General features: G+C 71.5%; 12 protein-coding genes and 1 pseudogene. 11 read left to right on the forward strand and 2 right to left on the reverse strand.

Translation table 11 applies throughout. From position 1 onward, the window contains the following. The 6 genes and pseudogenes from ACZ4NB_RS22360 to ACZ4NB_RS22385 all read left to right on the forward strand — a co-directional run. Positions 1-95 (forward strand): annotated as a pseudogene (locus tag ACZ4NB_RS22360) (2-hydroxy-3-oxopropionate reductase); the annotation flags it as partial. A 388-nt stretch (positions 96-483) separates the two neighbouring features. Continuing rightward, positions 484-711 carry a hypothetical protein gene (locus ACZ4NB_RS22365; RefSeq protein ID WP_467664042.1) on the forward strand — a complete coding sequence of 76 codons (228 nt, stop codon included), beginning with the start codon at positions 484-486 and terminating at the stop codon, positions 709-711. Positions 712-832: 121 nt separating this feature from the next. Continuing rightward, entirely contained in the window at positions 833-1,015 is a 183-nt protein-coding gene (locus tag ACZ4NB_RS22370) for a hypothetical protein (RefSeq protein ID WP_467664044.1), read from the forward strand. Between the two features lie 161 nt (positions 1,016-1,176). Beyond that, complete coding sequence (locus ACZ4NB_RS22375) at positions 1,177-2,754, forward strand: AlkA N-terminal domain-containing protein (RefSeq protein ID WP_467664046.1); 1,578 nt, start codon at positions 1,177-1,179, stop codon at positions 2,752-2,754. 54 nt (positions 2,755-2,808) lie between these two features. Further along, positions 2,809-3,327, forward strand: coding sequence for a methylated-DNA--[protein]-cysteine S-methyltransferase (locus tag ACZ4NB_RS22380; protein WP_467664048.1), 519 nt, complete (start codon positions 2,809-2,811; stop codon positions 3,325-3,327). A 62-nt stretch (positions 3,328-3,389) separates the two neighbouring features. Then, positions 3,390-4,130 carry a 2OG-Fe(II) oxygenase gene (locus ACZ4NB_RS22385; RefSeq protein ID WP_467664049.1) on the forward strand — a complete coding sequence of 247 codons (741 nt, stop codon included), beginning with the start codon at positions 3,390-3,392 and terminating at the stop codon, positions 4,128-4,130. Between the two features lie 29 nt (positions 4,131-4,159). Here the strand turns inward: ACZ4NB_RS22385 and ACZ4NB_RS22390 are convergent, their stop codons facing one another. Together ACZ4NB_RS22390 and ACZ4NB_RS22395 are read right to left on the reverse strand one after the other, a co-directional pair. After that, complete coding sequence (locus ACZ4NB_RS22390) at positions 4,160-4,924, reverse strand: SDR family NAD(P)-dependent oxidoreductase (protein ID WP_467664051.1); 765 nt, start codon at positions 4,922-4,924, stop codon at positions 4,160-4,162. Between the two features lie 129 nt (positions 4,925-5,053). After that, entirely contained in the window at positions 5,054-5,977 is a 924-nt protein-coding gene (locus ACZ4NB_RS22395; protein WP_467664371.1) for a ScbA/BarX family gamma-butyrolactone biosynthesis protein, read from the reverse strand. Between the two features lie 235 nt (positions 5,978-6,212). On the opposite strand from ACZ4NB_RS22395, the gene ACZ4NB_RS22400 reads away from it, so the two are divergent. From ACZ4NB_RS22400 to ACZ4NB_RS22420, 5 genes are all read left to right on the forward strand, one after another. Then, positions 6,213-6,926 carry a ScbR family autoregulator-binding transcription factor gene (locus ACZ4NB_RS22400; protein ID WP_467664053.1) on the forward strand — a complete coding sequence of 238 codons (714 nt, stop codon included), beginning with the start codon at positions 6,213-6,215 and terminating at the stop codon, positions 6,924-6,926. A 231-nt stretch (positions 6,927-7,157) separates the two neighbouring features. Next, positions 7,158-9,386, forward strand: a complete 2,229-nt coding sequence (locus ACZ4NB_RS22405) for an MFS transporter (protein ID WP_467664055.1) — start codon at positions 7,158-7,160, stop codon at positions 9,384-9,386. 211 nt (positions 9,387-9,597) lie between these two features. Beyond that, a complete protein-coding gene (locus ACZ4NB_RS22410; RefSeq protein WP_467664057.1) occupies positions 9,598-10,173 on the forward strand; it encodes a hypothetical protein in 576 nt (191 codons plus the stop codon). Between the two features lie 243 nt (positions 10,174-10,416). Next, the gene (locus ACZ4NB_RS22415) at positions 10,417-11,187 is read left to right on the forward strand and encodes a DUF4232 domain-containing protein (protein ID WP_467664059.1); all 771 of its coding nucleotides are present in this window, start codon (positions 10,417-10,419) and stop codon (positions 11,185-11,187) included. A gap of 187 nt (positions 11,188-11,374) precedes the next feature. Next, positions 11,375-12,460 carry an NADH-quinone oxidoreductase subunit B family protein gene (locus ACZ4NB_RS22420; protein ID WP_467664061.1) on the forward strand — a complete coding sequence of 362 codons (1,086 nt, stop codon included), beginning with the start codon at positions 11,375-11,377 and terminating at the stop codon, positions 12,458-12,460. The last annotated feature ends 30 nt before the right edge of the window (positions 12,461-12,490 follow it).

Below are 12,490 nucleotides of genomic sequence, written 5' to 3' on the forward strand. Positions count from 1 at the left end.
TCGCCTCCCTGCGCGCACAAGGCGACGGCGGCCTGGACCACTCCGCCCTCCTGCGCGGCGTCGAACGCCTCTCCGGACACACCACCGAAAGCTGAACCGGTCACGGGGGTGACCCCGGGCCGCCGTCAGACGACCGGCGCCGCGACTGCCGCACTGCAGTCGCGGCGCCGGTTTGGCCATCCGGGCTTTGTGTGCGCCTGTGTGCATCGGGGCGCGCCCCATCTATCGGGGGCACTTCGGGACGTGATCTACGGGGGCATTTCGGGACGTGACGATCCTCACGCCCCCTTCACGGAACGGCAATGCGTTGTTTACCGTTCAATCGGGTGTGCGGTGCGGCGAAGCACCCGCCCCGAACCGCCCCGGCCAGTTCCCCCCGTCTGGCCGGGGCTTCGTCATGCCGCCTGCGGCATCCGGCCGGGGATTGACGCCTGTGGAGGCTGTCGAGGTGCGGGGGTGCGGAGCCCGGCGCACGCTGGATGCATGTCCGAGCATCCGCCCGTCATCGTGCACCCGCCGACGCCCTCCGGTGGTCGACGGGTGACCGTGCGTGGGCAGATCGTCGGCCTGGCACACGGCCGCGGCGATGTCGCCGAGTTCCTCCGCCGCGCGGGAGTCACCGGCCCGGCCGAGGACATCCGGCTCGACGATCCCCGCCTCGTCGAGTGGCGCGGCGGCTCGCTGGACGACTGGCCGATGCCTTCGCCGTGACGCGCGGCCACCGCCGACCGCGAGGGGCGCCAACTCCGCTGTCAGTGGCAGGGGGTATGAATGACAGGGACAGCGGTCAGATCGTGGCCGGGGCAATGATGGCGAGAATCGAGGGCTGGGCATGAGCGACGGCGGGGACGGCGGGGACGACGGTTCCGGCGGCGACGACTCCTATGGCACCGGCGGCTCGACGAGGGGCGGGTCCGGTTCGCTGCCGAGTCTGGACGTCATACGCAGAGCCATGCGCTGGGAGACCCTGGTCATCCTTCTGATCCTGGTGATCCTCGCCGCGGTGGCGTCCTAGCCGGCGTCATAGGGGTGGCGATTCCGGCGCAGTCGCGGGCGCTGCCATAGGGCTCCGCCTACGGCGCTCCGCACGCTTGCCGGTGCGGTCCTCGGTGTCCGAGCGTGCTGTCCGAATTCCGCCAGCGTCGCCGCCCGGCCTGCCGCACAGTGGACCTTGTGATGAACGAGGACAGCAGGTACGAGGCGGTGCGCAGCAGAGACGCCAGGTTCGACGGTGCGTTCTTCTTCGCCGTGTCCACGACGGGGATCTACTGCCGGCCGAGCTGCCCGGCGACCACACCCCGGCGGCGCAACGTCAGCTTCTTCCCCACCTCGGCGGCCGCGCAGGGATCGGGCTTTCGCGCCTGCCGCCGCTGCCGGCCCGACGCGGTGCCCGGTTCGGCCGAGTGGAACGCCCGCGCCGATGTCGTCGGCCGCGCCATGCGGCTGATCGGCGACGGGGTGGTGGACCGGGAGGGGGTGTCCGGACTGGCCGCGCGGCTCGGCTACAGCGCGCGGCAGGTCCAGCGGCAGCTGGCCGCGGAGTTGGGCGCCGGGCCGGTGGCGCTGGCACGGGCACAACGCGCCCACACCGCCCGGGTCCTGCTGCAGACCACCGGCCTACAGGTGGCCGAGGTGGCCTTCGCGGCCGGGTTCTCCAGCCTGCGCCAGTTCAACGACACCATCAAGGAGATCTACGCGCTCACCCCGAGCGCGCTGCGCGCCGCCCGTCCCGGGAAGGCGCCCCGACAGGGTCCGACGATCCCGCCCGCCACCCCCGGTGTACTGCCGCTGCGGCTGGCCTACCGCGGACCGTACGCGGCACGGGAGATCTTCGACCACCTCCAGCAGCGCGCGATCACCGGCGTCGAGGAGGTGACCGGCGAGCCCGGAGCCCGTACCTACCGGCGCACCCTGCGGCTGCCGAACGGACCCGGCGTCGCCGAGGTCGACGAGTCACCCGGGGCCGGCTGGCTGGAGTGCCGGCTGCACCTGACCGAGCTGCGCGATCTGACCACCGCGAACCAGCGGGTGCGCCGCCTCTTCGACCTGGACGCCGATCCGTACGCGGTGGCCGAGCGGCTCGCCGCGGACCCGGCGCTGGCACCGCTGGTGGACCGGCGCCCCGGCCTGCGTTCCCCGGGCACACCCGCCCCGCACGAGCTCGCGATCCGCGCGGTCCTGGGCCAGCAGATCTCGGTCGCCTCGGGCCGTAGGCTCGGCGATGCGCTGGTCGCCGCCTACGGGGAGCCGCTGCCCGAACCGGCGGGCGGGCTCACCCACCTCTTCCCGCGTCCCGAGGACCTGGCGCAGGTCTCGCTCGCCGCACTCGGCATGCCCGAGCAGCGGCGGAACACCCTGCGCACCCTCAGTGCCGCGCTCGCCGACGGCACCCTCACCCTGGACTCCGGGGCGGACCGGGACGAGGCCGAGCGCCGGCTCCTCGGCCTGCACGGCATCGGGCCCTGGACCGCCGGCTACATCCGGATGCGCGCACTGGCGGATCCCGATGTGCTGCTGTCCGGCGACGCGGCCGTACTGGCCGGCATGCGCCGGGCCGGCGGCCCGACGGACGATCTGAAGGACCGTGCGCGGGCCTGGCGCCCCTGGAACTCCTACGCGATGCACCACTTCTGGAACGCTCCGGCCGCAGCGGAGGAGCCCCGGCGCCGAGGCGCCGCCCGTACCCGGCCCGAACCACCTCCGCAGACCGGCACCCGGACTGAACCGCCTCCGCAAAACGGCCCACGTCCGTAGACGGCCCCCGTACCGACCCACATCCGCAGACCACGGAGAGAAAAGAACAGGACCATGACGCGCTACACCACGCTCGACAGCCCGCTGGGTGAACTCCTCCTGGTGGGCGAGGAGTCGGCCACCGCACCCGGTGGCACCGCACTCACTTCGCTGACCGTACCGGGCCAGAAGGGCGGAGCGGCCCTCCAGGACGGCTGGACATACGCCCCCGACGCGTTCGCCGAGATCGCGCGCCAGCTGCGCGCCTACTTCGACGGAACGCTGACCCGCTTCGACATCGAGTTCACGGCCACCCCGGGCACGGGCACGGACTTCCAGCGGCGCGTATGGCAGGCGCTGGAGGAGATTCCGTACGGGACCACGACCACCTACGGACGGATCGCCGCCGACATCGGTGCGGCGCGGGGCGCGGTGCGCGCCGTCGGCACGGCGATCGGCGCCAATCCGCTGCTCGTCGTCCGGCCCTGCCACCGGGTGATCGCCGCCGACGGATCGCTCTCGGGCTACGCGGGCGGCCCGGAGCGCAAGCGGCAGCTCCTCGGCCTAGAGGGCGCCGTACCGCACGCCGCCTGAGCGCGCCGCCACCGACCGGCCGCGCGCCGCCCCGGAACGCCGACGCCCCACGGGAGCCCGCCATGACCACCACGACCATCCGGCGCCGAGCCCATGGCGCCGTCCTCGCCGACCGGGTCGCGGCCGCCGACTGGACGGCGATCGGGGAGGAACTCGACGCCACGGGGTGCGCCTTGACCCCGCGTCTGCTCTCTCCGGCCGACCGCCGCGCCCTGATCGCCCTGTACGACGACACCGACCGCTTCCGCTCGACCATCGACATGGCCCGGCACCGCTTCGGCTCGGGCCAGTACCGCTACTTCGCCGACCCGCTGCCCGGACCGGTCCAGGCGCTGCGGGAGGCGTTCTACCCCCCTCTGCTGAGGACCGCCCGCGAGTGGGCGGCCAAGCTCGGCAGACCGGCGCCCTGGCCGGACACCCTGGAGGAGTGGCTCGTCCGCTGCCACGAAGCCGGCCAGACCAAGTCCTCGCAGATCCTGCTGCGTTACGGGGCGGGCGACTGGAACGCGCTGCACCGCGACCTGTTCGGGGAGAGGGTCTTCCCGCTCCAGGTCGTCATCGGCCTCAACGAACCGGGCGCCGACTACACCGGTGGGGAGTTCCTCCTGGTCGAGCAGCGGCCACGGGCCCAGTCCCGCGGCACCACCACCGTCCTGCCCGCGGGCCACGGCCTGATCTTCACCACCCGGGACCGCCCCGTACGCTCCGCCCGGGGCTGGTCGGCGGGAGCCGTACGCCATGGAGTCAGCACCGTCCGCGCCGGCCGCCGGCACACCCTGGGACTGGTCTTCCACGACGCGTGAGGCCCGGCCCAGGGATGCGCCCGACCGGGTCAGAGCATGGAGCCGCCGGTGACGTCGATGCGCTGGCCGGTGATCCAGCGGGCGTCGTCCGACGCGAGGAAGGCGGCGGCGTCCGCGATGTCGGCGGGCTTGCCGATCCGGTTGAACACCGAATAGGCCGCCAGCGCGGCCCGGCCCTCGGGAGTCGACCTGCGTACCGCGGTCACATCGGTCTCGACCCAGCCGGGGGCGAGGGTGTTCACCGTGATACCGCGCTCGCCGAGCTCCTTGGCGAGGGCGAGCGTGAGGGTGTCCAGCCCGCCCTTGGCGATGCTGTAGGCGATCTGCGAGGGGTGCGCCGTACTCGTCACCGCCGATGAGACGTTGATGATCCGTCCGCCGTCCCGCATCCGGCGCAGACCGTGCTGGGCGATGAAGAGCGGGGCCTTGGTGTTGACCGCGAGGGTGCGGTCGAACTCCTCGGGAGTCACCTGGTCTATCCGCCCGGGGAAGTTGAGCCCCGCGTTGTTCACGAGAATGTCGAGCCCGGGCTCCGCGCCGCAGGCGGCGAGTTCGGCGTCGAAGGCGGCGAAGAGGGCCTCGGCATCGCCCGGGACCCCCAGTTCCGCACCGATGACGAACGCCCGGCCGCCGGCGCCGGTGATGCCTTCTGCCGTCTCCTTGGCGGCGGTGTCGTTGCTGCCGTAGTGGACGGCGACCAGGGCACCGTCCTGAGCCAGGCGCTGTGCGATGGCCCGGCCGATTCCCCGGCTGGAGCCGGTCACCAGCGCGGTCTTCCCCTTGAGGTCACCCATGGTCGTTTGGCCTTTCCTGTGCTTGTGGCGGGCGTGCCGTCACCGGCTGCGGTCGATCACCGGATGGCGACGGCGCAGGCGCGTGCAGGCGCGAGGGCACTGGCGCGCATGCGGCTTGCGAGCGGTGTGTCAGCTGCGGGCGTCCAGTGCCGTGAGGGTGGAGACGAACACCGGCGCACCGTCCTGCAAGCCGGTGACCTGGACCATTCTGGTGCAGGGCAGCGCCGGCGGGACCCACCGGGCCTCGATCACGCAGGGGGTGCCGTGCTCGGCGTAGCGGAGGAACTCCGTGCCGAGCGCGTACGGGACGAAGCCGTCGGGCGCGGTCAGGGCGTGGGCGGCCTGCTGGGCCGCATCGAGCAGCACCATGCCGGGTACATGATCGTTCGCCGGGTTCACCACCGCGGCGTGGTCGGGCGCGATGCGCAGCAGCCAGCGATCGGGCCGGTCCGTGGGGGAGAGGAGGACGTCGTGGTCGGTGGCGCTGCCGGTCAGTTGCGGCGGGACGGATGCCGGCAGCGGTCCGGGGTCGCGTCGCGCGGTCAGCCGTTCGCCGCGGATCCGGCGGTAGACCCCGGGCGAGGTGACGGTGACATGGGAGTGGCCCGTCGCCACGACCCGCCCCGCCGAGCGCAGGGTCATATCGAACCGGCCGCTGGTCAGTGTGCCGGCCCGCATGCGCATCCGGCTGCAGACGACGTCGATCGTCAGGGGCGTGGCACGGCCACCGGTGTCGAGGTGCGGGGAGTGCGTGGCGAAGATCAGGTCCCCGAGGATGAAGTGGTGGCCGACCGGTACGCCGAGTTCGGTGTGGGAGAGCAGCAGCCCCGCCTGGCGGATGGTCTCACCGGTGAGGATGAGCCGGTGGCGGTCCTGGTTGGCGGTGAAGTATCCGTGGTCGCTGGGCCACTGGGCCGTCACGGAGAAGTGGGAATCGTTCAATCTGCGCCAAGAAGTGACCAGAATGTCGTCGACGATGGGACGGTGCACGTATTCGCGGCGGACCGGGTCTCCGGGAAGGGGCCGGGTCGCCGCGCGCCGGCCGGATTCCAGCGGCGTGCGGCGTGGGGCTTCGCGCCGAACTGTGTCGCTGACGTGCAACGCATCGCTCACGGCTGCCCCCAGGTGTCTCTACGGGATGAGGCTCATCGCTGATAAGATACGTACCATCCGGTTTTATTTTCAATGCCGGACTGGGGGAAAGGGGAAATAGGCTGGTGGCGCGGTGACTTGACCGGTGGCCGGCACCCGCGGAATGTTGAAGGCTTCAACAGACAGGAGGCGCCCTGTGGCACAACAGGACCGCGCGATCCGGACCCGGCGAGTGATCTTGGAGGCGGCCGCGTCGGTGTTCGACGAGCAGGGCTACGACCGCGCGACGATCGCCGAAGTCCTTGAGCGCGCCGGTGTGACGAAGGGCGCCCTGTACTTCCACTTCGCCTCCAAGGAGCAGCTGGCGCTCGCCGTGCTCGAAGAGCATGTGACCGATATCGCCGTGGAGCCGCAGCAGATCAAGCTGCAGGAGTTCGTCGATTCCGGCCAGGTCCTGGCGTTCCGGCTGCGCAGCGACCCGATGCAGCGCGGAGCGGCCCGGCTGGCGGTCGAGCAGGGGTCCAACCGTCTGGACCGCAAGCGCTCGATGCTCTCGTGGACCGTGTTCGTCGAGGGCCTGCTCGGCGATGCGCGCAAGCGCGGGGAAATCCTGGACAGCGTCGTGATCCATGAGACCGCCGAGCTGTTCGTCGGCGCGTTCGCCGGGATCCAGATGATGTCCCATGCGCTGACCAATCAGGCCGACCTCTGCTACCGGCTGACCGTCTTCTTCCAGCACACCCTGCCGAGCATCGCGGTGCCGGCCGTCCTCGCCAGGCTCGATCTGGACCCGGAGCGCGGTGCGAAGCTGGACGCCGCTCTTCGGCGCAGTGCGCAGGTCGACGCCGTTGCCGATGCTCCTGCCGGTGCCGGTGCCGGTGCCGGTGCCGGTGCCGTCGCCGCGGGCTGAGGGGCCTCGGACGAGGGTCGCCGATGCAGCCGGTCCGCGGAGGTGCGGGGCGGTGAAAAATACCGCGCAGGCGGTGTTGTCGGGACGTAAGAGCGCAACGGTGTGAGGCGTATCACCTCTGCTGTCAAGGGTGTTGACCGGGCGGCGGAATGGCCCCCGCGATACAACGTTCGTCATGCACGTATCCATCGCCGTACCGCACTCACCCCTGCCGCCCTGGAGGCCGCACGCATGACGCAGACGACGGACCAGCCGTCCGAGAGGACGGCCACCGCCGCGCCCCCGGTGTCCGACCCCACCGCGGGCGGCCACCGGAGAACCCGCGGCGGCATCGTCCCGGTCCTCGCCTTCGCCGGCATCGCCGTCGCGGTGATGCAGACGCTGCTCGTGCCGGTCATCAAGGACCTGCCGGTGCTGCTCAACACGGCACCCAGCAACGCCACATGGGTCATGACGGCCACCCTCCTCGCGGGCGCCGTCTCGACACCCATCATGGGGCGGCTCGGCGACCTCCACGGCAAACGGCGGATGCTGCTGACCAGCCTCGCGGTCATGGTCGTCGGCTCGCTGATCTGCGGATTCACCAGCGACCTGCTCATCATGATCATCGGTCGGGCGCTACAGGGCTTCGCCATGGGCGCGATTCCGCTCGGCATCGGCATCATGCGGGACGAGCTGCCGCGGGAGCGGCTCGGCTCGGCCATGGGCCTGATGAGCTCGTCGATCGGCGTCGGCGGCGGACTGGCGCTGCCGGTCGCCGCGCTGGTGGCCCAACACGCCGACTGGCACACCCTGTTCTTCGGTGCCGCCGGGCTCGGTGTGCTGTCGATGCTGCTCACCCTCCTTGTCGTACCGGAGACTTCGGTACGCGCCCAGGGGCGCTTCGACGTGGCGGGCGCTCTCGGCCTGTCCGCCGGCCTCGTGACCCTGCTGCTGCCCATCACCAAGGGCAGCGACTGGGGCTGGAGTTCGCCCACCACCCTCGGCCTCTTCGGTATCGCCGTCCTCGTGCTGGTGCTGTGGGGCGTGATGGAGCTGCGTATCGGCGATCCGCTGGTGGATCTGCGGACCACGGCCCGCCGCGAGGTGCTGCTGACCAACCTCGCCTCGATCACGGTCGGTGTGGCGTTCTACGCGATCTCGCTGGTCCTGCCGCAGCTGCTGCAGCTGCCCGAGTCGACCGGCTACGGGCTCGGCCAGTCCATGGTGGTGGCCGGGCTGTGCGTGGCGCCGCTCGGTGTGACGATGATGTTCGTCGCTCCGCTGTACGCGCGGATCGCGGCCCGGCGCGGCCCCAAGGTCTCGCTGCTGATCGGCATGCTCGTCATAGCGATCGGCTACGGCGCGGGCATCGGCCTGATGAGCGCTCCGTGGCAGACCGTCATCATCGCGGTGGTCGTCGGCGCGGGCATCGGCCTGGCGTACTCCTCGCTGCCCGCGTTGATCATCGGCGCCGTCGATCCGTCCGAGACCGGCGCGGCCAACGGTCTGAACACCCTGATGCGATCGATCGGCACGTCGGTGTCCAGCGCCGTGATCGGCATGGTGCTGGCCCATATGTCCCAGCGCGTGGGACCGGCCACGATCCCCACGCTGGCGGGCTTCCGGGTCGCCTTCCTGATCGCCACCGCCGCGGTCCTCGTCGGCGTCGCCCTGGCCTCCTTCCTGCCGTCGCAGCACATGGAGTCCCGCCCGACCCTGGTGGCGCAGAGCACGGACGACGCGGAGGGCGCGGCGTACCCGGGCGGCAAGCATGGCGTGGACGGCGTGGACGGCGTGGACGGCGTGGACGGCGTGGACGGCGTGGACGGCGTGCGCGTGGACGGCGCGGCGGCGGGCGACGGTACGGGTGGCGAGCCCGATGCGCGGACTTCCCCGGAACCGTCCGCCCCCACTGCTGTGACCACCGCGGTCACCACGACCACCACGAACGACCGGCCCGCCGGATTCCGCGGCCGCGTCCTGGACACCTCCGGCGCGCCGGTCAGGGGCGCGAGCATCACGCTGATCGACCGGCAGGGTCGGCAGGCCGGCGTCACCACGGCCGCCGCGGACGGCGGCTACGCCCTCGCCGCGCCCGCCGTCGGCAGCTACACCCTGGTCCTCGGCGCCCCCGGCCATCGGCCGCAGGCCCGCACGCTGGAGCTGTCCGGCCGGGAGCCGGTCCACCAGGACGCTCGGCTGCAACCGACGGTCATGGTCAGCGGCACGGTACGAGGCCCGCAGGGCCGGCCGCTCGCCGACGCGGCGGTGACCCTCGTCGAGGACGGTGCGGTCGCCGGGTACGCCCTCACCGGTCCCGACGGGGCCTTCGCCTTCGGCGATCTGACCGGCAGTCACTACACCCTCACCGCGTCCGGCTATCCGCCGCACGCCACCCCGCTGTCCCTCGCCGCCGGCGGCGACGCGACCTGCGATGTGGTCCTGGAGCCCGCCCGGCCGTCCGCCGACCGGCGCTGACCGAGCCGAGCGAAGGTGCGGGGCGTCGGCGGGCGCCCCGCACCACCGGCATCGTCGTACAGAACGCCGTGGGCGCACGGGTGGAGCACAACCGCGTCGACGGCTTCAACATCCGCTCGGGCGGCTACAACGCCGGTGTCCGGGCCTGGAACTCCGATGCGGTGCGGTACCAGTTCAACGAGGTCGCGGCGGTCACGGCACCCGGGACTCGATGGCGTACGACCTCGACGGCGGCAACAACGGCAACGTCTACCAGTACAACTACAGCCACGACAACGAGGGCGGTTTCCTGTTGATCTGCAACGGCGAGGGGATGACCTCGGACCGCAACACCGTCCGGTACAACGTCAGCGTCGACGACCGCAACACCGCCTCTCCCTATGGCGTCATTTCGGTCGTCTGCGGCCCCGCGACCCGCACCCTGGTGCACAACAACACCGTCACCACCCGCTTCCCGGGGACGGCCATGGTCAGCAGCAACGGCCCCGGCGGCGTGACGTTCCGCGACAATGTCTTCGTCGGTGCCCCGGCCGGCTCCCCGATTGCCGATACACACAACACCTACGACCACAACCTCTACGCCCGGACCCCCGGGATTCCCGTCGGCGACACCGGCGCGGTTCGCGCCGACCCGCTCTTCGTCACCCCCGACGACGTGCGGCTGCGCGCCGGCTCCCCGGCACTGGGCGCCGGCGTACGGGTCCCGGACGGGGGCGCGCGGGACTTCTACGGCAATCCGGTGCCCGACCCGCCGAACATCGGAGCCGACCAAGGGCCCGGGAAGTAGGCCGAACCTCGCGGTGCGGCGCCCGCAACCCGGGAATTTTCTGCGAGCCTGAGCGGCGCGCCAGGAATCCCGGCTGGTCAAAGAGGTGCCGGGGTCATCGGCGTGCCGGGCACGCTGCCTCGTTAGCGGTGTGTTAGTGCGTCGTTAGCGGACCGGCAGTGCCCGGAGCCACGCTGGAAGAACAACGAACGGACCGCACGCACCCGAACCCGAGCTCGCACCTACCAGACGAGGGGGACACTCATGTCGCTCACCATCAAGACGCCCGGCCGCGGCCGCCGTGTCGCCGCCGGATCGCTGATCGCCGTGGCGGCGCTCGCGCTGACCGCCTGCCAGGACGGGAACGGCACGGCCTCCCGCCCCTCGTCGGCAGCCGCACCCGCCACGTCCCAGAACCAGGAGAGCGGCAGCGGCGCGCAGGCCCCCGGCGCGAAGCAGCCGTCGTCGGCCGGCAAGCAGTCCACGGCCGGCAAGGAGTCCACGGCGGGCAAGGAGTCCACGGCGGGCGAGAAGCCGTCGGCGAACTCGGCGACCCTGCCCGGCGGCAAGGCCACGGGCGATGCCCCGAGCGCCGCGGCCTCGGACACCTCGGCCGTGACGGCGTCGGACCGCTGCACCGCCGCCGACATGTCGTTGCGGCTGGGCCCCTCCGACATCGGGGCGGGCAACATCCACTACCCCCTCGTCTTCACGAACAAGGGCAAGAGGGCCTGTACGCTGCGCGGCTTCCCCGGGGTGTCGCTGATCCAGCGCGACGGCTCGCCGGTCGGCAAGCCCGCGACCCGGTCGGGTGGCGCCGGCGGCGTCGTCCGGCTCCAGCCGGGACAGAGCGCACACGCCGTGCTGCACACCGTCAACGACGGCGTCTCGGACACTCCCTGCTGGAAGGACTCCCAGATCGTCTTCGTCTACCCGCCCGGGTCCAAGGACTCGATGACCACGGGCAGCCGGGGCCTGCGGGTCTGCGGCGGACGGTTCGACGTGACCGCGGTGGAGGCCGGGTCGCTCGGCTGACGTTCGGCACGGTCCCCTGCGGGCGCTCGGTCCATCGGACCGGGCGCCCGCTGCGTCGTGACCCCCGCCACGGTGCGTCACCGCAACGGCCCCCGGTGACCGGCTCGGCGGGTCGGTAGGTGTTACCAAGGTGGACGGAAGCCTTGAACCATCGCTTTCGTTGCATATCCGCCGAGGAGACATCGCCATGTCCGCAGCATCGAGCGTGGCCGACAAGGCCGCCGCGAACGGAAAGCCGTCCGCCGAGGACGAGTCCCCGATCCATATCCTCTGGATCAACGCCGGTCTGAGCTGTGACGGCGACTCGGTGTCGCTGACGGCCGCGACCCAGCCGAGCATCGAGGAGATCGCGCTCAGCGTGCTACCGGGACTGCCCAAGGTAGCCGTGCACTGGCCACTGATCGATTTCGAGTGCGGCCCGGTCCAGGGCGCGGACACCTTCATCGAGTGGTTCTTCAAGGGCGAGCGCGGCGAGATCGACCCCTTCGTGCTGGTCATCGAGGGGTCGATCCCCAACGAGTCGATCAAGCCGGAGGGCTACTGGTGCGGTTTCGGCGACGATCCCGAGACCGGCCAGCCGATCACCACCAGTGAGTGGATCGACCGCCTCGCCCCGCAGGCGCTCGCCGTCGTCGCCATCGGCACCTGCGCCACGTACGGCGGCATCCACGCCATGTCCGGCAACCCGACCGGCGCCATGGGCGTGCCCGACTACCTCGGCTGGGACTGGACCTCCAAGGCAGGCATCCCGATCGTGTGTGTGCCCGGCTGCCCGATCCAGCCGGACAACTTCTCCGAGACGCTGACCTACCTGCTCTACCAGGCGGTCGGCGCGGCTCCGATGATCCCGCTGGACGAGCAGCTGCGGCCCACCTGGCTCTTCGGCGAGACCGTGCACGAGGGCTGCGACCGGGCCGGTTACTACGAACAGGGCCAGTTCGCCACCACCTACGACTCGCCCAAGTGCCTGGTGAAGCTCGGATGCTGGGGCCCCGTGGTCAAATGCAATGTCCCCAAGCGGGGCTGGATGGACGGCATCGGCGGCTGTCCGAACGTCGGCGGTCTGTGTATCGCCTGCACCATGCCCGGCTTCCCCGACAAGTTCATGCCGTTCATGGACGAGCCGCCCGGTGCCAAGGTCTCCAGCGTCGCCAGCACCGTGTACGGCAGCGTCGTCCGCCGGCTGCGCAGCATCACGGCCAGGACCGCCGACCACGAGCCCAAGTGGCGCCACCGCGGCGACCAACTGACCACCGGCTACCGCAGACCGTGATGAGCGCATCCCCGTAGCCGCTGACACGAC

Source organism: Streptomyces sp. NPDC026575 (assembly GCF_055567415.1).